The 18,285-nt window shown below is 41.4% G+C and carries 21 protein-coding genes; 4 read left to right on the forward strand and 17 right to left on the reverse strand.

Going from position 1 to position 18,285, the window contains the following annotated elements; translation table 11 throughout:
* Nucleotides 1-188, forward strand: a 188-nt coding sequence (locus ACT3RM_RS12370; protein WP_444511384.1) for a hypothetical protein, incomplete at its 5' end; no start/stop codon positions are given.
* Between the two features lie 6 nt (nucleotides 189-194).
* On the opposite strand, the gene ACT3RM_RS12375 is transcribed toward ACT3RM_RS12370, so the two are convergent.
* The 5 genes from ACT3RM_RS12375 to ACT3RM_RS12395 form a co-directional block, all read right to left on the reverse strand.
* Complete coding sequence (locus ACT3RM_RS12375) at nucleotides 195-812, reverse strand: immunity protein Imm33 domain-containing protein (RefSeq protein ID WP_441994999.1); 618 nt, start codon at nucleotides 810-812, stop codon at nucleotides 195-197.
* 57 nt (nucleotides 813-869) lie between these two features.
* The gene (locus ACT3RM_RS12380) at nucleotides 870-1,691 is read right to left on the reverse strand and encodes a hypothetical protein (protein ID WP_441993329.1); all 822 of its coding nucleotides are present in this window, start codon (nucleotides 1,689-1,691) and stop codon (nucleotides 870-872) included.
* Between the two features lie 110 nt (nucleotides 1,692-1,801).
* Nucleotides 1,802-2,542 carry a phosphoadenylyl-sulfate reductase gene (locus ACT3RM_RS12385; RefSeq protein ID WP_441835821.1) on the reverse strand — a complete coding sequence of 247 codons (741 nt, stop codon included), beginning with the start codon at nucleotides 2,540-2,542 and terminating at the stop codon, nucleotides 1,802-1,804.
* A gap of 42 nt (nucleotides 2,543-2,584) precedes the next feature.
* Nucleotides 2,585-4,282: an assimilatory sulfite reductase (NADPH) hemoprotein subunit gene (gene cysI / locus ACT3RM_RS12390; protein ID WP_441993327.1), complete on the reverse strand. Its 1,698-nt coding sequence runs from the start codon at nucleotides 4,280-4,282 to the stop codon at nucleotides 2,585-2,587.
* 67 nt (nucleotides 4,283-4,349) lie between these two features.
* On the reverse strand, nucleotides 4,350-6,164 hold the full coding sequence (locus ACT3RM_RS12395) for an assimilatory sulfite reductase (NADPH) flavoprotein subunit (protein ID WP_441836052.1): 1,815 nt from the start codon (nucleotides 6,162-6,164) through the stop codon (nucleotides 4,350-4,352).
* 422 nt (nucleotides 6,165-6,586) lie between these two features.
* Between ACT3RM_RS12395 and ACT3RM_RS12400 the strand changes: the two genes are divergently transcribed.
* Nucleotides 6,587-8,206, forward strand: coding sequence for an endonuclease (locus ACT3RM_RS12400; protein WP_441836051.1), 1,620 nt, complete (start codon nucleotides 6,587-6,589; stop codon nucleotides 8,204-8,206).
* Between the two features lie 721 nt (nucleotides 8,207-8,927).
* Here ACT3RM_RS12400 and rpsQ read toward each other — a convergent pair.
* Genes rpsQ through rpsJ form a run of 11 tightly spaced genes read right to left on the reverse strand, consistent with a single transcriptional unit; the run spans nucleotide 8,928 to nucleotide 13,892 of the window.
* The gene (rpsQ, locus tag ACT3RM_RS12405; RefSeq protein WP_441836050.1) at nucleotides 8,928-9,185 is read right to left on the reverse strand and encodes a 30S ribosomal protein S17; all 258 of its coding nucleotides are present in this window, start codon (nucleotides 9,183-9,185) and stop codon (nucleotides 8,928-8,930) included.
* Nucleotides 9,185-9,376, reverse strand: coding sequence for a 50S ribosomal protein L29 (gene rpmC, locus ACT3RM_RS12410; protein WP_441836049.1), 192 nt, complete (start codon nucleotides 9,374-9,376; stop codon nucleotides 9,185-9,187). Before rpmC ends, rpsQ begins: the two co-directional genes overlap by 1 nt.
* Nucleotides 9,376-9,789, reverse strand: coding sequence for a 50S ribosomal protein L16 (gene rplP, locus ACT3RM_RS12415; RefSeq protein WP_054206129.1), 414 nt, complete (start codon nucleotides 9,787-9,789; stop codon nucleotides 9,376-9,378). Before rplP ends, rpmC begins: the two co-directional genes overlap by 1 nt.
* Nucleotides 9,790-9,801: 12 nt before the next feature.
* A complete protein-coding gene (gene rpsC / locus ACT3RM_RS12420) occupies nucleotides 9,802-10,503 on the reverse strand; it encodes a 30S ribosomal protein S3 (RefSeq protein ID WP_011326869.1) in 702 nt (233 codons plus the stop codon).
* An 11-nt stretch (nucleotides 10,504-10,514) separates the two neighbouring features.
* Nucleotides 10,515-10,847 carry a 50S ribosomal protein L22 gene (gene rplV, locus ACT3RM_RS12425; protein ID WP_441833757.1) on the reverse strand — a complete coding sequence of 111 codons (333 nt, stop codon included), beginning with the start codon at nucleotides 10,845-10,847 and terminating at the stop codon, nucleotides 10,515-10,517.
* A gap of 14 nt (nucleotides 10,848-10,861) precedes the next feature.
* Nucleotides 10,862-11,140: a 30S ribosomal protein S19 gene (gene rpsS, locus ACT3RM_RS12430; protein WP_004588689.1), complete on the reverse strand. Its 279-nt coding sequence runs from the start codon at nucleotides 11,138-11,140 to the stop codon at nucleotides 10,862-10,864.
* Between the two features lie 15 nt (nucleotides 11,141-11,155).
* Nucleotides 11,156-11,980: a 50S ribosomal protein L2 gene (gene rplB, locus ACT3RM_RS12435; RefSeq protein WP_441993194.1), complete on the reverse strand. Its 825-nt coding sequence runs from the start codon at nucleotides 11,978-11,980 to the stop codon at nucleotides 11,156-11,158.
* 15 nt (nucleotides 11,981-11,995) lie between these two features.
* Nucleotides 11,996-12,298 carry a 50S ribosomal protein L23 gene (gene rplW, locus ACT3RM_RS12440; protein ID WP_441833755.1) on the reverse strand — a complete coding sequence of 101 codons (303 nt, stop codon included), beginning with the start codon at nucleotides 12,296-12,298 and terminating at the stop codon, nucleotides 11,996-11,998.
* Nucleotides 12,295-12,900 carry a 50S ribosomal protein L4 gene (gene rplD / locus ACT3RM_RS12445; RefSeq protein ID WP_441833758.1) on the reverse strand — a complete coding sequence of 202 codons (606 nt, stop codon included), beginning with the start codon at nucleotides 12,898-12,900 and terminating at the stop codon, nucleotides 12,295-12,297. The genes rplW and rplD overlap by 4 nt, the downstream gene beginning before the upstream one ends.
* A 17-nt stretch (nucleotides 12,901-12,917) precedes the next feature.
* The gene (gene rplC / locus ACT3RM_RS12450) at nucleotides 12,918-13,553 is read right to left on the reverse strand and encodes a 50S ribosomal protein L3 (protein ID WP_441833754.1); all 636 of its coding nucleotides are present in this window, start codon (nucleotides 13,551-13,553) and stop codon (nucleotides 12,918-12,920) included.
* A 27-nt stretch (nucleotides 13,554-13,580) separates the two neighbouring features.
* Nucleotides 13,581-13,892 (reverse strand): 30S ribosomal protein S10, encoded by a 312-nt coding sequence (gene rpsJ / locus ACT3RM_RS12455; protein ID WP_002957900.1) that lies wholly within the window; start codon nucleotides 13,890-13,892, stop codon nucleotides 13,581-13,583.
* Nucleotides 13,893-14,348: 456 nt separating this feature from the next.
* Here rpsJ and plsB point away from each other — a divergent pair, with 456 nt between their 5' ends.
* On the forward strand, nucleotides 14,349-16,802 hold the full coding sequence (gene plsB, locus ACT3RM_RS12460; protein WP_441993192.1) for a glycerol-3-phosphate 1-O-acyltransferase PlsB: 2,454 nt from the start codon (nucleotides 14,349-14,351) through the stop codon (nucleotides 16,800-16,802).
* 4 nt (nucleotides 16,803-16,806) lie between these two features.
* On the opposite strand, the gene tesB is transcribed toward plsB, so the two are convergent.
* Complete coding sequence (gene tesB / locus ACT3RM_RS12465; protein WP_441993190.1) at nucleotides 16,807-17,664, reverse strand: acyl-CoA thioesterase II; 858 nt, start codon at nucleotides 17,662-17,664, stop codon at nucleotides 16,807-16,809.
* 77 nt (nucleotides 17,665-17,741) lie between these two features.
* Between tesB and ACT3RM_RS12470 the strand changes: the two genes are divergently transcribed.
* Complete coding sequence (locus ACT3RM_RS12470; protein WP_441993188.1) at nucleotides 17,742-18,203, forward strand: EVE domain-containing protein; 462 nt, start codon at nucleotides 17,742-17,744, stop codon at nucleotides 18,201-18,203.
* Nucleotides 18,204-18,285: the final 82 nt, after the last annotated feature.

An 18,285-nucleotide genomic window follows, 5' to 3' on the forward strand; every position in this document is an offset into this window, starting at 1 on the left:
GCTTAATTTTACTCGGCCACTTTTTATTAGCATCAAGTTACCTAACTGATGAGTTTGGTATTACTGGAATTATAATTAGTGCAACCTGTATTGCTGTGGGCGTTCTATTTTCGTTACCTACAAAAATATATTTAACTATCATGCTTATGAAGATGGAAGAAAAAACCAGCAGTACTTCAAAAAGTTAACTCAGCTTATTCGTCATATTCTACAAAGTTTCCTTGCTTATCTTTGATATAAGCAGCACCTACCTCATTTTCAAGCAGCTCGACAATACTATCATCTTGGCGTAAAACTGCGCCTAAAGAGACATAAGAAGCATTTTTGCTGTCGTCTAAGTACTCATCGCTCTCATAACCTGTGGTAATACGCCAACCACTATCATCTTCAGACTCAGCAGGTTCTCGATATAAAAAACCGACCTCTTGGCCGTCATATAAAATATTATGAGTAACGAAACATCGCTTTATATATTTATCTGTTAATGATGGCACTGGGTCTTCAATGCCGTAAATATCAACAATATGGCAGCGGCGAAATTCAACGCTGTCTTGGTGCTTTAAATCTTCGATAAAAGCGGGTTCATTATTTAAATAACCCATGAAGCTGTCATCTTTAATCTCGGCGATCTCCACCCACATTCTTTCAGCAGTCGGGTCATCAGGATTGTCTGAAGTAAATTCAAATATCAATTTAACTAAATCGCCCACTTCAAGCTGTGCCATAACTTGATCAGAAGGTTTATAAAAAGTGTACGGAAATTCGTCCGCGAGTTTTTGTGCATCTTCGAGTTGCCAACTTGGGGTAAGCAATTAAGCCTCCTGATTAAGTCATTAGATATCGTATTGGTTTAACAGCCATAAACTAGCTTATAAATATTGCCCAAAATAGGTGTTAACTGTGGTTTGGCAAAATGAATCTTCGCCTCGCCAAAATTCTGCAAATACCCAGTCGCTTCGACTATGACTTGGACGGTTAGTGCTTGCAGGTCTAAGAATTCCTATACATGCAAGAATTTCTATTAAAACGCGCCTTTGCTCTTGATTTGATTTAATCACTGGCGCGAGGCGCTTTGCAAGTATATTAGAGGTATCGCCTACCTCGGAACTAGCTATTATAGAAAGGATATTCTTTAAGCACTTTATATCATCGTTTGTCGGCTCTGAAATAGCAGCCGCAGCAAATGTTTTTAAATCAAAGTAGGTGTACAAAAGGTTACCTAAACGCACTCCCCCCCACTTTATGCGCTCAAAATTAAGCACGTTAAGATCAACGTTTTCATAATTATCACCTGCGGTAACAATTAGCCCGCAATCTCTACAAATTGCACAACTGTATGAATGTGAAACAGGTTGGTTATTAACATAAGAGGTGCCAGAGATCTCGGGTTTATAAGTGTGTTTAGGAACCTTTTTTGCAATGGCGTAGGAAGATAAACTAGAGCGCCAATCTAAACGATTAGATGTTAAGCTGCTCAAAAACCCCTTCACTACCTGCTCTTTAGATAGTTTGTTAACCAAAGCTATCACACCATCGATACACTCATCATGAGTAATCGTTAAGGGATCAAACATAAGTCCTTTTGATTTAGCGTATAAGAAGTCTTCTTCTGATAAAACGCGCTCTTTTGAGTCAATCCAGCCATTTTTCCAATAGGTTGTTAAGAGTATCTTCTTCGCTTTTTTGTCCACTTTATAATCCTAATGGCAACGCCTGCTATTATACATTGATGCTAACAGCTTTTGAGGCAATAAAAAACGCAGCTAAGCTGCGTTTATATCATTAACTAAATTTGGTTAATTTAAATACCATCACCATCAATATGCAAACCACATTCGCGGTTTAAACCAAAAAAGCGAGTTTCTTCTTCAGTCATTCCTGGCTCTAACTTACGAGTTGTATGTACATCCCCCATCGACACATAACCTTCCTCCCATAATGGATGATAAGGTAATTCATGCTTAGTAAGGTACTGATATACATCTCGATTAGTCCATTCAATAATAGGGTAGACCTTCACCGTACCACGGCTAATTTCAACTATCTGTTTATCTGCACGGGACGATGCTTGGTCACGACGCAAGCCGCTAAACCAAGTACCGGCTTCAATCTCTTCTAAAGCGCGGGTCATGGGCTCTACTTTATTAAGCTGGTTATATTGCTTAATTCCCCCTTCACCTTGCTCCCATAGCTTACCAAATTTAGCTTCTTGCCATGCAGGACTTAGCTCGGCTTTATACACTTTTAAATTAAGCGATAATCGCTCGGTCATTTGCTCAATAAAGCGATAAGTTTCTGGAAACAAATAACCTGTATCTGTTAATACTACTGGAATATCGGGGCGCTGCGTTGTCATTAAATGCAGCATTACAGCCGCTTGTATGCCAAAGCTAGATGATAAAAAAGCCGTATTTGGCAAATTATCCAGTGCCCAAGTTACACGCTGCTCGGCGCTCATATTAGCTAGTAAACCATTAGCATCAGCCAACATCGCCGTTTGGCTCTGTTTATCGAGCTGTAAAATGTTTTTAAATTCACTCATGGTAAATTCCAAACCTTAGCCAGTTTGTTTACTGGCTTTAAATTATGCGTGGAAGTCGGTTACAGAAACTTTAACTTCGGCCACAATACCTTTACGGATCACAAAATCTCCAAAGCATTCGCCGTCATTACGTTCGTTCGCCCATTGACCAATTAACTTGTCAAAGGCATCTAAATAAACTTCTTCACCGACGTTTTCTAAATACAGCTTAGGTACGCGGGTTCCTTCAAGGTTACCACCTAGGTATACATTGTATTTACCCGGCCCTTTACCTACTAAACCTGCTTCTGCAAGCATTGCGCGGCCACAACCATTCGGACAACCCACAACGCGCATAATGATGCTGTCATCTGGTATGCCATGCTTTGCAAGTAATGCTTCGGTCTTTTCAATTAAGCTTGGTAAATAACGCTCAGCTTCAGCCATTGCTAATGGACAGGTCGGTAATGAAACACACGCCATTGAGTTTTTACGTTGGGCTGAATCGTTATCATCAATTAAGCCATGGCTGCGGGCAATCTCTTCAATAGCCGCTTTTTGATCAGCAGGTACACCGGCAATAATCAAGTTTTGATTAGCCGTCATGCGCATATCACCTTGGTGAATTTCAGCAATTTTACGACAACCGGTTTTAAGTGGTTTATCTGACGTATCCCAAATACGACCACTTTGAATAAATAGTGTTAAGTGATGCTTTGCATCAATCCCTTCAACCCAACCGATACGGTCACCACGATGCGTAAACTCGTACGGGCGACTTGGCGCAAAAGTAACACCGGCCCGCTTTTCAACTTCGGCTTTAAATACATCAGCACCTACACGGTCTAAAGTATATTTAGTTTTTGCGTTTTTACGGTTTGAACGATTACCCCAATCGCGTTGTACAGATACAACATGCTCAGCAATTTTTAGCGTGTCTTCTAAGGTAATAAAACCAAAGTCATCGGCTTTACGTGGATACGTTGCAGTATCACCGTGGGTCATGGCAAGACCGCCACCTACTAATACATTAAAACCAACTAACTTGCCGTTATCGGCAATAGCAACAAAGTTTAAATCGTTAGCGTGTACGTCCACTTCGTTGTTCGGTGGAATGGTTACCGTAGTTTTAAACTTACGTGGTAAATAGTTAGAGCCTAAAATAGGTTCTTCAGTTGTCTCTGCTTTTTCGCCATTTAGCCAAATTTCAGCGTACGCTTTAGTTTTTGGTAATAAATGCTCTGATATTTTCGCAGCCCACTCGTAAGCTTCTTGATGAAGCTCTGACTCAACTGGATTAGTCGTACAAAGCACGTTACGGTTCACATCACCTGCAGTCGCGATTGAGTCAATTCCCACGCTATCTAGCATTTGGTGCATACCTTTAATGTTTGGCTTTAATACACCATGAAACTGAAAAGTTTGCCGCGTTGTTAAACGAATACTGCCGTAGCTAGTTTTATCATCTGCAAATTTATCAATAGCAAGCCACTGTTCTGGCTTGATAATACCACCGGGCATACGTGCACGAAGCATTACATTATGTAACGGCTCAAGCTTTTGCTTAGCGCGTTCAGCGCGGATATCGCGGTCATCTTGTTGGTACATACCGTGGAAACGAATTAACTGAAAATTATCTGCAGTAAAACCACCGGTGATACCATCTTTTAAATCGTGTTCAATAGTGCCACGTAAAAAGTTACTTTCTCTTTTCAAACGTTCGTTATCAGAAAGCTTTACGTTTTTATCTTGTTCGCTCATGTTAAATCCTAAAATTGTTACAGTGACGGCTGTTAGCTTTGCTTTTTATAAAGTAAGCAATGTGTACTTAGTACACGTCTTTCTGATAGCGGTTAGCGCTACGTAAATCTTTTAAATATTGATCAGCGTCTTCAAAGCTTTTGCCTGTATTTTCGCTTACGATATCAACCAACGCATTGTGCACATCTTTAGCCATACGGTTTGCATCACCACAAATATATAAATGGGCGCCAGCTTCTAACCACTCAAATACGTCTTTACTGTTTTCACGAAGCCTGTCTTGTACGTATACTTTTTCTGCTTGGTCGCGGCTAAACGCCACATCTACTTTGCTTAGTAAACCCGATTTTAGGTAACCCTGGATTTCAACTTGGTATAAGAAGTCTTGAGTAAAATGTGGATTACCAAAAAACAACCAGTTTTTACCTGATGCTTCTCGAGTATCACGTTCTTGTAAAAAGGCACGGAACGGCGCAATCCCCGTACCTGGACCAATCATGATTACTGGAGTTTCATCATTTACTGGCAAGCGGAAGTTATCATTGTGCTCGCAAAATATTTTTACTTTGCAGTCTTCTTCGGCGCGGCGCGCTAAGTAACCTGAACAACCACCTAAGTGTTCGCTGCCATAGGCGTCAAATTCCACTAACGCAATTGTTAAATGCACCTCGTCTTCAACCTCAGCCTGGCTTGACGCAATTGAATATAAACGAGCTTGCATCTTACGTAAGCAATCAACCAGTATTTGAGCCTCTAACTTAGCTGGATTTTGGCGAATAACATCAAATATTTGGCGTGGTTCAATATATGCACGCATCGCTGCTTTATCTTCAACCAGTTTTAATAACTCAGGCGTCCCCGTGATCGTTGCATACTTTTCAACAAAGCCCGGGTAAGACTGTGTCAGTTCTAACTTTTCAATAAGTGCATCACGTACTGATAGCTCCTCATCACCTAGCTTAACTTTGCTCTTGGCATCAATTTGGGTAAGCTCAAGTACTTCATCTACTAATGCTTCATCATTTAAGAAGTAGATACCGAGTGAGTCACCTGGCGTATAAGTGATGTCTGAACCTTCAAGTGAGATTTCAACATGACGTATATCTTTGCTTGAATCTCGGCCAGTAATTTTTTGAACAGTTAAAAGCTCTGCTTCAAATGGATTCTGTTTTGTATATTGGCTTGCTGCAGTCGTTGGTGCGCCAAATGGCATTGATACAACTTGGTTACCTGATGATGAACCTTGTTGCGCTTTTAAATCAGGCTCAAACGCATCCAAAGCACCGCTTACCCATTTAGCGGCTTCATCATCATAATCAACATCTAAATCAGCACGTTGATAAATAGTCTCGGCACCTAATTTATTTAAGCGCTCTTCAAAGTCCTTACCCGTTTGGCAGAAAAACTCATAGCTAGAGTCTCCTAAACCAAGCACAGCTACTTTAACGCCATCAAGCTTAGGGGCTTTTTTAGTAGTTAAAAACTCATATAATGTTTCAGCATCTTCTGGCGGCTCACCTTCACCGTAAGTTGCAACTACAACAGTTAAAAACTTTTCTTTTTTCAGGGCAGTCGGTTTGTAGTCAGACATACTAACCAGTTTTGCGGCTAAACCGCGTGACTCAGCTTGTTCTTTAAGCTTAGTTGCCACACCTTTTGCATTACCAGTTTGTGAACCATATAAGATGGTCAATGCCGCTGCTTCACCTTCAACAGGTGCTACACTTGCCGCGCCACCTAGTGTGCTATTAGCGTTTGCAGCAAGATAGCCACTGACCCACGCTTGCTGAATTGGATTAAGCTCAGCCACTAGACCTTGCAACTTTTGTACTTGCTCTTGCGAAAGCGGGCTTGCCGCAGCGTTTAGTTGACCTAACAACATGAATTTCTTCCCCGTAACCCTGAAAGTTAACCGCAAAATGACCTTCACACAGAATCAATCACCTTGCCTAAAATTTGTTACAACTTTAAGTCTATTGCTAGGCTGTAAAGTTTTCTCTGAGCGTGCAGAATAACGAGGAACTGACTAATAAAAAAAGAATAGAATCTGCTTTGTTATTCCATTTAGTTATTAACTTATGAATTAACAAGTAAAAACAGATTAAAGGCTGATGCACCAAGCTAAATACTCTAAGCCAGTTTGCTTCCTGTATTCAACTTTCACCTAAAAAGCTCCAAGAAACACTTCACCTGAGGAAAGTATTAATTGTGCACATCACGACCTAATCAACATTATTGCAACAAAAAATCGATAGACTATAGTGAACTTAGTTATTATTGGCCAACTACACATAAGGAAAAATCATGTCGCACGGAAAATATAAAAAACATATTTTTAATGGTGCGTTGCTATGCGCTGCATTACCTAGCTTTGCCGCTATAACTAATGGTGGTTTTGAACACTGGTCTGGTAACTCGCCCAGCAATTGGAACACTATCGATTCTGGCATAACGCTTTTACAAAGTAGTAATATCGTCAATTCAGGTTCACTTGCTGCCAAAGTAGCGGTTACAACTGCAACCCAAAGCAACACAGATCTACAACAAAATGTGAAGGTTGAAGCTGGGCAAAGTTACTTATTTTCGACTTGGGTTTATCATACTGAAGGCGGTATAAAAGCACGCCTAATTGCAGATGGCTATCAAGGCTACTCAAACCCTGCACTATTAAATCAATGGCAGCAACTTAGTTACCAATATACGGCATCAAGTAGTGCCACTATTAATGTTGGCCTACGCTTTTATGATGTCAGTGGCTTTGATGGCAACGAAAGTGTTTATGTAGATACCTTTACACCTACCTCAGAAGCTACTAGCCCACCTCCTACTGTCTGCACTGATAATGGCGTTGATTTCACACTTACAACAGATAATTACGGTGAAGAAACAAGCTGGAAAATTATTAATAACCAAGGAGTAAACGTTGCTTCAGGTAATGGCTACAGTGCCAACGAAACTTACTCTGAGCAAGCCTGCTTAGTTGATGGCGATTATACATTTAGTATTTTTGACAGTTACGGTGATGGTATTTGCTGCTCAGTTGGTAATGGCCGCTACGCACTGACACATCAGCAAACTACTCTTGCCAGCGGCGCAAGCTTTCAAAATACAGAGTCCACCTCATTTACTTTGGGCGATAGTGTCCCTACGCCAACAGATCCAACCGGTTACTATGTGACAGTTCAAGGTTTAACAGGCTATGCGCTAAAAACCGAACTTTATAACATTATAAAAGATCATAGCTCGCAAGGTTATTCTGCTATTTGGAACTTTTACGATTCGTCAGCACGCGATAAATACTTTGAAAATGATAACAGCATTTTAGATATGTATAGCGAAAAGCCAAACGGCAGCGATAGCTACACATATACGCCAGTGAGCGATCAGTGTGGTAATTATAGTGGAGAAGGTAGTTGCTATAACCGCGAACATTCGTTCCCGAAAAGCTGGTTTGGTGGCACGGTTGAGCCAATGAATTCTGATGTACATCATATTTTTGCAACCGATGGTTATGTAAACTCAAAACGTAGCAATTACCCGTTTGGTGATGTAAGCAGTGCAACCTATACCTCAAGTAATGGCAGCAAATTAGGCTCAGCCGCAAACTCATTGAATTACTCAGGTACGGTGTTTGAGCCCATAGATGAGTTTAAAGGCGACTTTGCCCGCGCCTACTTTTATATGGCAACCCGCTACGAGAACGTCATTAGCTCTTGGCAAAACAATACCTCAGCCAGTAATGCCGTACTGAATGGCTCTAGCAATCAAGTATTTGAGAATTGGGCAACGACGATGTTGCTGCAATGGCATAACAATGATCCTGTCAGTCAGCTTGAAATTGACAGAAACCAAGCAGCTTATGAGCATCAAGGCAATCGTAATCCATATGTCGATCACCCTGAGTTTGTAGAAATGATTTGGTAATAACCCAATAATTATTTTATTTAAAGTATAACCCTCTGTTTGAGGGGGTTATACTGATAAAAACAAGCTTTACTCGTATTTGGTGTTTATTATGTAATATTTTCCATACTTCAACTGAGTTACTATAAAATGATAAGCTAAATAATCATAAGGAACTTGTTACGCACTGAAAAGGTAACAATAACTGATTACTAACTTGATAAACTCCATTAATAGTTTCTTCGATTGGACTCACAATATCTGTGTAAAGTGCGGTAATAGCTTGGCAAATGCGCCTGCATGGTAAAAAGCGCCCGCTGATACAATATAAAAGAGTAATAAGAATGACATCAGCGCAAACCATCTCATTTTGAATAACCTCAAACAAGAAACTCGCTTTGCACAAATCAAATCACAAACTTTAAAAAAATGAAAATTACTGCGCAAGGTAATCGACTAAGGATGAAAAACGAATTTAGCTTTTGCTTAGGTTAATTTATAGATCCAAAGTATAGATATAGTTGAGGGTGTCACTTTTATCAGAATATTTGAAGAGCTTTTAGTGATGTGAATTTTTATACCTGCGTATTTTTAGTGCTCTCTTCTGCTTTCCCTCAATAGACTCAACCCAAGCAACAATGCTCAAATTGACTCCATCCAAGCATCTTACTGCTTATAGCTTAAAAACAAAAAGCCCCAGCACAAATGCCGGGGCTTTTTAAAAAGTAAACTTAATTAAAAATTAAGCTTTCTTTGGACGCTCAACAACGTCTACTAATGCCCAAGACTTAGTCTTAGAAATAGGAGCACACTCGCGGATAGTAACTACGTCACCAGCCTGAGCTGTATTGTCTTCGTCATGTACGTGTAATTTAGTCGTACGTTTGATGAACTTCCCATAAATTGGGTGCTTCACGTAACGTGCGATTGCAACAGTGAATGATTTTTCCATTTTGTCGCTGATTACACGGCCTTGAATAGTACGAATTTTATCGCTCATTATTGACCTGCCTTCTGGTTAATAATTGTTTTTACACGCGCGATATCGCGACGTACTGTTCTTAGCGTGTGAGTTTGAGCTAACTGACCAGTACTAGCTTGCATGCGCATATTAAATTGCTCACGAAGTAGTCCTAGAAGTTCAGCATTAAGCTCTTCTACGCTTTTGTCTTTTAGTTCGTTTGCTTTCATCACATTACCGTCCGAGTTACGAAAGTTGTTTTGAATGGCAGCTTACGAGCAGCAAGGTTAAATGCTTCACGAGCAAGCTCTTCAGAAACACCTTCCATTTCGTAAAGTACTTTACCAGGCTGAATTTCAGCAACCCAATATTCAACAGAACCTTTACCTTTACCCATACGAACTTCAAGCGGCTTATTCGTGATTGGCTTATCTGGGAATACACGAATCCAGATTTTACCTTGACGCTTGACGTGACGTGTCATAGCACGACGAGCTGCTTCGATTTGACGAGCAGTCATGCGGCCACGACCAGTAGCTTTCAAACCGAAAGTACCGAAGCTTACTTTGTTACCGTTTTGCGCAAGACCACGGTTGCGGCCTTTGTGCGTTTTACGGAATTTTGTACGTTTTGGCTGTAACATTACTCGCTACCTCTACTTAGCACTTTTTTTGGCTTTCTTTGGTGCGCGTTTAGCTGGCTTCTCTTGCTCTTGTACCAGTGGTAAACCACCAATAACTTCGCCTTTGAAGATCCAAACTTTAACACCAATGATACCATAAGTGGTTAAGGCCTCAGAAGTTGCGTAGTCGATATCAGCACGAAGAGTATGTAGAGGTACACGACCTTCACGATACCATTCTGTACGTGCGATTTCTGCGCCGCCAAGACGACCGCTAACTTCAACTTTAATCCCTTTAGAACCGATGCGCATTGCATTTTGTACCGAACGCTTCATAGCGCGACGGAACATAACACGACGCTCTAGTTGAGAGGCAATGCCGTCTGCAACTAATTGTGCATCTAATTCTGGTTTACGTACTTCAGAAATATTAATCTGAGCAGGTACACCTGCGATCTTAGTTACCGCTTGACGTAGCTTTTCAACGTCTTCGCCTTTTTTACCGATAACAACACCCGGACGAGCCGTGTGAATTGTTACGCGGATTGATTTTGCTGGACGCTCAATAACGATTTTAGACACAGAAGCCGTTTTCAATTCCTTTGTAAGGAATGTACGTACTTTGTGATCGCCAAAAAGCTGTGCAGAGAAATCTTTTGAACTCGCGTACCAGGTAGAAACCCAAGGTTTAGATATACCTAGGCGAATACCAGTAGGATGAACTTTTTGTCCCATTACTTATACTCCTAGCTATCTGAAACCATAACAGTGATGTGGCTTGTACGCTTAAGGATGCGGTCTGCGCGTCCTTTAGCACGTGGCATAATACGTTTCATTGTTGGACCATCGTCCACAAAGATTGTAGTTATACGAAGCTCATCAATGTCAGCACCTTCGTTATGCTCTGCGTTAGCAATAGCAGACTCAAGTACCTTCTTAACTAATACAGCCGCTTTCTTTGGGCTGTACGCCAGGATTTCTAGTGCGCTATCAACCGGTAGTCCGCGGATTTGGTCTGCAACTAGACGTGCTTTTTGCGCCGAACCAGAGGCGAATTTATGTTTAGCTAATGCTTGCATTTATCATTCCCCTCTTAGCGTTTCTTCGCTTTCTTATCCGCAGCATGGCCGCGGTAAGTGCGAGTTGGTGCAAATTCACCCAGTTTGTGACCGATCATTTCGTCAGAAACGAAAACGGGTACGTGCTGGCGACCATTATGGACAGCAATGGTCAATCCGATCATGTTAGGTATGATCATTGAACGACGGCTCCAAGTCTTAATTGGCTTTTTCTCACCGCTTTCCAAAGCTTTCTCTACCTTCTTCAGCAAGTGTAGGTCTATAAAAGGACCCTTCTTGAGAGAGCGTGGCATGGCTATTCCTCAATATTACTTAGTACGACGACGTACTATAAATTTATCCGTACGCTTGTTCTTACGCGTCTTAGCACCTTTAGTCGGCTTACCCCATGGAGACACAGGATGACGACCACCAGATGAACGACCTTCACCACCACCGTGTGGGTGATCTACCGGGTTCATGGCAACACCACGAACTGTCGGACGAATACCACGCCAGCGATTTGCACCTGCTTTACCAAGTGAACGAAGCATATGCTCAGCATTGCCTACTTCACCTAGCGTTGCACGACAGTCAGACTGTACTTTACGAACTTCGCCTGAACGAAGACGTATAGTCACATATTGACCATCACGCGCAAGGATTTGAACGTATGCACCAGCAGAACGTGCAATTTGAGCACCTTTACCTGGTTTCAATTCTACGTTGTGAACAGTCGAACCTACAGGCATATTGCGCATAGGTAATGTATTTCCAGGTTTGATTGATGCGTCAACACCAGACTGGATTGCATCACCAGCTTTTAAGCCTTTTGGTGCGATAATGTAACGACGCTCACCGTCTGCATATAATACAAGAGCGATGTTTGCGCTGCGGTTTGGATCATATTCCAAACGCTCAACAGTGGCTGGTATGCCATCTTTAGTACGTTTAAAATCGATTAAACGGTAATGATGTTTATGACCACCACCGATATGACGAACCGTGATACGACCATTGTTATTACGACCACCAGATTTAGAGTTTTTCTCTAAAAGTGGAGCGTATGGCTTACCCTTATGTAAATCTGGGTTAACCACTTTAACTAGGTGACGACGGCCCGCAGAAGTAGGCTTACACTTTTGAAGTGCCATAATTCTATCCCCTTATTACTCGGCGCCGCCGACAAAGTCTAGCTCGCTACCTTCTTTAAGAGTAACGTAAGCTTTTTTCCAGTCGTTACGACGACCGAAACGTGCGCCAGTACGTTTTGTTTTACCCTTAACGTTAAGTGTGCGAACACCCATTACTTCTACTTCAAAAAGCTTCTCAACTGCTAATTTAATTTCAGCTTTAGTTGCGTCATTTACTACTTTGAAAACAATAGTATTGTTTTCTTCAGCAGCAACTGTGCTTTTTTCAGAGATATGTGGAGCAAGGATCACTTTTAAAAGACGTTCTTCACGGATCATGCTAGCGCCTCCTCAAGTTGCTTAACAGCAGCAGCTGTAATAAGTACCTTGTCGAAAGCAATTAAGCTTACAGGATCGATACCAGCTACATCACGCGTGTCAACCTTATAAAGGTTACGTGCCGATAAGAATAGATTCTCATCTACTTCTTCAGTCACGATAAGAACATCTTTAAGCTCAAGTTCTTTAAGCTTAGAAACTAGTTCTTTAGTTTTTGGTGCTTCAAGACCAAAACTTTCAACAACGATTAAACGCTCTTGACGAACTAATTCAGATAAGATGCTTTTGATCGCACCGCGGTACATTTTACGGTTTACTTTTTGGCCGTGGTCTTGTGGTTTAGCTGCGAAGCTAACGCCACCTGAACGCCAAATTGGACTACGAATTGTACCAGCACGTGCACGGCCAGTACCTTTTTGAGCCCATGGTTTTTTACCACCACCGCTTACTTCAGAACGTGTCTTCTGAGCACGAGTACCTTGACGAGCACCTGCTGCGTATGCAACAACTACTTGATGTACTAATGCTTCGTTAAACTCACGTCCAAAAGTAGCTTCAGAAACTTCAAGAGCGCCAGAAGCGTCTTTAATTGCTAATTCCATCACTAAATCTCCAGGACTTATGCTTTAACAGCAGGTTTAACGATAACGTCACCGCCGATAGATCCAGGTACTGCACCCTTAACTAAAAGCAAGTTACGCTCAGCGTCAACGCGTACTAGTTCTAAGTTTTGAGTCGTTACACGCTCATTACCCATTTGACCAGCCATTTTCTTACCTTTAAACACCTTACCAGGTGATTGGTTTTGGCCGATTGAACCAGGAGCACGGTGAGATAGAGAGTTACCATGTGTCGCGTCTTGCATGCTGAAATTCCAGCGCTTAACACCACCTTGGAAACCTTTACCTTTAGAAGTACCGGTTACGTCAACTTTGTTGATTTCGTTGAATAATTCAACAGTAAGCTCAGCGCCTACTTCAAAATCGCCTTCACCACCATTTAGGCGGAATTCCCACAGACCGCGACCCGCTTCAACACCAGCTTTAGCGAAGTGACCCGCTGTTGCTTTGTTTACACGGCTTGCTTTTTTAGTGCCTGCGGTTACTTGAAGCGCGTTATAACCGTCTGTTGCGTCAGATTTGATCTGAGCAATGCGGTTAGGAGTCGCTTCAATAACTGTCACAGGGATAGATACACCATCTTCAGTGAAGATGCGTGTCATACCCACTTTACGACCGACTAGACCTAATGCCATTTTCCTAAAACCTCTCTAATCTTCCGATTAACCCAGGCTGATTTGAACATCAACACCAGCAGCAAGATCTAAACGCATTAGAGCGTCTACAGTCTTGTCAGTTGGTTCTACGATGTCGATCAGACGTTTATGGGTGCGGATCTCATACTGATCACGCGCGTCTTTATTAACGTGCGGTGATGTAAGTACAGTAAAACGTTCAAAGCGTGTAGGTAGTGGAATTGGACCACGTACTTGTGCGCCAGTGCGTTTCGCAGTTTCCACGATTTCCGCCGTTGATTGGTCAATCAAACGGTGGTCAAAAGCTTTTAGGCGAATACGAATGCGTTGATTTGACATTCTTAAACCTCAATATAAAGAGCATTTAAAAGAGCATAAAAAAACGACCGAAACTATCTTAAAATATAAGATGCCGGTTGTTGATTTATATCTACGTTGAGTTCCAAATCGGAACTCCTGTTTATTAGCTTGAAATCCAAGCTTAATTTTCCTTCCAAGTTCCCCGAGGGAATTTTGAAAGCCTGCGTATTATAGTGGCATTGGTGATAAATGCAACAACTATTTCAAACATCTTTAAATCATCCGGCATAACACCGTAGGCGCTGAACCTATCTTCGCAAGTTTTTTACTTATAAATGAGATAAATGAGATTTTACTTATAAATGAGATAAATGAGATATAAAACCGCGCCCGCGCTATACTAGAACGCCTAAAGACAATGATAATAGTCAGTCCAGTTTTTAATTGGTATTATTGCCCCTTATATTACCCCTTTTCTCTATCCTTGGTGAGTTGATGCGTATTTTTAGTGCTTGTTTAAATTTTGTCTCTGCGATAATGAATCGCCTACTGGTTAAAAGTAAAGTACTACCAGAAAACCCCATAGAGCAATATGGCCTTAATCCTGCCAACCCGACTTTTTATATAGTTAAGCTTAATGCTCGCTCTGACTTAGCGGCGCTTGCGCGTGTATGTAAAAAACACGGTTTACCCAATCCAACATTACAGCAAGAGTTAGCAGACAAAGAATTAGACCGCTTCATTGGTCTACAAAATCCGCCGCCATTATTTGGTGATACAGCCAAGCCAACAGACGCACTAAGCCAATGTAAACAAATTATTGAACAGCTACTAGAAAGTGGCGAACAAAATGTACAAGTTATTCCGGTTACTATTTTGTGGGGGCGCAACCCTGGTAAAGAAAAACCAGGTTTAGGTACGCTAGTCTCGCACTCGCTAACCCCGAGTTGGTTCCGTAAATTTTTTGTTTTACTGTTTTCAGGGCGTGATAATTTCATTCGCTTTAGTCAACCTCTTGATTTATCACTTTTAGTTAACGAAAAAGCCGATGTAAACGAGTTACCTCATAAACTACTGCGCGTTGCTCGGGTGCATTTTCGTCGTCAAAAACTCGCTGCAACGGGTCCTAAAATGCCCTCTCGTGAGCAGTTATTTAACTCATTACTTGCTTCTCCAACAATAAAAAAAGCCATTAATGATGAAGCAAAAAGTAAAAAAATAAGCCAACAGCAAGCACGTCAAAATGCCTTGAAATTGCTTGATGAAATAGCCGCCAATTACAGTGACGCCACTATTCGCGTAGCAGAGCGAGTGTTAACTTGGCTTTGGAACAAGCTATATAATGGTATTGATATAAAGCACACCGAGCAATTACATGATCTCACTAATAAAGGTCACGAGATAATCTATATGCCGTGTCATCGCAGTCACATGGATTACTTACTGCTTACTTACTCTATTTATCATTTAGGTTTGGTGCCTCCACATATTGCCGCGGGTATTAACTTAAACTTTTTCCCTGCCGGTGGTATTTTTAGGCGTTCGGGGGCATTTTTTATTCGCCGTTCATTTGCTGGTAACAAACTTTATTCAGCCGTATTTAAAGAGTATTTAAGCCAGTTATTTATTAAAGGTTATTCGGTGAAGTTTTACACCGAAGGTGGCCGTAGCCGTACTGGCCGATTGCTACCACCTAAAACAGGCATGTTAGCTATGACAGTACAAGCCATGTTGCGCGGCATTGATCGGCCGATTTCTATTGTGCCAGTGTACATTGGCTACGAGCACGTAATGGAAATTAATACTTACCTTAAAGAGCTTGATGGAAAGGATAAAAAAGGCGAATCTATTTTTGGCATTTTTAAGGCAATTAAAAATCTAAAAAACTATGGTCGAGGCAATTTAAATTTTGGTGAGCCAATTTCAGTTAACCAATACTTAAATGAGTGCCAGCCAGATTGGCGTGAATCAGTTCACCCTACTGATGTCCAAAAGCCGCAATGGCTTGGCCCACAAGTAACCTCCTTAGCCGATATGGTAATGGTTAATATAAATAGTGCTGCGGCATTAAATGCGGTTAACTTGCTAGCAATGATTTTACTAGTCAATGACAAACAAGCCCTAAGTAAACCAAAGCTGCTCGCTCAGCTTGATTTTTATTTACACTTACAACGCAGCGCGAGTTACAGCGACAAAGTAACGGTTCCAGATGAAAGCGCCGAAGAGTTATTAGCTCATGCTTTAAAACTAAATAAGTTTGATGTGATAAGCGATGAATTTGGTGAAATTATTACCATAAATGATAAAGAAAAAACCTTATTCAACTACTACCGCAATAACGTACTGCATTTATTTTCTGTACCTAGCTTGCTTGCCTTACATTTATTTAAACAGCACCGGAGTAGTGTTGCTGATTGCAAAGCGCTAATTGCATGTTTTTATCCGTTATTTACAAAAGAGTGGTTTTTACATGAACTCGATGAAAATTATATCACTCGCATACTGGCAAGTTTTGTCGACCAAGAGTTAATTGAAATAAACGACAACGAAATTAAAATTACCAACAGCAACGACTGCTTAGCAAAGCTAGAAATGCTTGGCCGTGCACTTAGCTTAACCTTACAGCGCTATGCTATTGTGATTGGCTTTATTCAAACAAGTAAAGGCATTGAACGTAAAGAGCTTGAACGAGAAAGCCAAGTATTAGCAGAGCGCTTAGGTACTTTACACGGTATAAAAAGCCCTGAATTTTTTGACAAAAAAGTACTGGTTGGTTTTATTAGCAACTTACGAGAGCAAGGTCTTATTAGTGAGACTAATGATGGCTTAGAAGGTAGTAGCGACCTTTGTGCGCTTTACACACACCTTAAAGAATTACTGCCAGCGCGAGTCTGGCAGTCAATTAGCGATATTGTGCTAAGCCAAGCTCAACACACGCCATGCGACTAACTTGCTAACGCTGACGCATAACACCTTCTTGGATCGTTGAGGCAACCAGGTTGCCTTGGCGGTCAAAGAATTGACCACGCACTAAACCACGCCCCGAGCTCGCACTTGGACTATCAATGGTATATAAAATCCAATCATCCATTCTAAATGGGCGATGAAACCACATCGCGTGGTCAATTGTCGCGACTTGCATATTCGGCTGCATGAACGATACACCATGCGGCTGTAATGCCGTAGGTAAAAACTCAAAATCAGAGGCATACGCTAGTAAATAGTTATGAATACGCTGATCATCAGGCATATCGCCATTGGCTCTAAACCAAATATGCTTAACAGGTTCCATAACCTCTGGTTTAAAAGGGTTATGAAAAGTTACCGGACGCATCTCAATGGGCATTTCTCGAATAAACTTATTACGAATAACTTCTGGAATGTGGTCGGCATTTTCTTGATAAAAATCAAGCGAGGAACGTAGTTCTTCAGGCGCTGGCACATTAGGCATCGCAGCTTGGTGCGATAAACCTTCTTCGGCGGCTTGAAATGACGCTGTCATATAAAAAATCGGCTTACCGTATTGAATCGCACTTACACGGCGCGTGCTAAAGCTTTTACCATCTCGAATTGCTTCCACATCATACACTATCGGTTTAGCGGCATCCCCGGGACGTAAAAAGTAAGAATGCAGCGAGTGAACTATACGTCCTTCAGGTAAAGTTTCTTTGGCTGCAGAAAGCGCTTGCCCCATAACTTGACCGCCAAACACCGCTCGAAAGCCTAAATCCTGACTTTGCCCACGATACAAACCTTGCTCGATTTCTTCTAACGATAATAACGACAATAAATTATCTAACACTTGGCTCATTTTAATACTCTTCAATCCCAGATACGCTAATAATACTATACACTAGAGGGAAGTAAATATTTGTTAGGAATGCTGTTATGGCGTATTGGCTATTTAAAACTGAGCCCGATGATTTTTCAATCAACGATTTAAAAAATTCACCTAAACAAACCACAATGTGGGAAGGCGTGCGTAACTATCAAGCCCGCAACTTTATACGCGATAACATAAAACAAGGCGACTTGGTGATGCTTTATCATTCGAGCTGTAAACACATGGGTGTGGTTGGTATCGCAACCGTTACACGTGATGCCTACCCCGATCCGAGTCAATTTGATTTAAGCCACGACTATTACGATGCTAAGGCCACCAAGGTAAAACCACGCTGGTTTGTGGTAGATGTTACTTATAAAAAGCACCTAACTAAACTAGTGAGCCTAAAAGCGATTAAAGCAAACGACACAGTGAACGACATAGCACTTAAAAAATCCGGCCGGTTATCAATAATGCCAGTAACCGAATCAGACTGGCGTGAAATTCTAAAAATGGCAGAAAATTAAAAACCCAAAACGCAATGTGAAATGTCGACTAAAGCACACCTATAGCCGTCGAACTTGTTTCACGCTTATTACCCCATACACG

Origin of the sequence: Pseudoalteromonas sp. AOP7-A1-14 (genome assembly GCF_052376275.1) — a bacterium.
Taxonomy (GTDB): Bacteria; Pseudomonadota; Gammaproteobacteria; order Enterobacterales; family Alteromonadaceae; genus Pseudoalteromonas.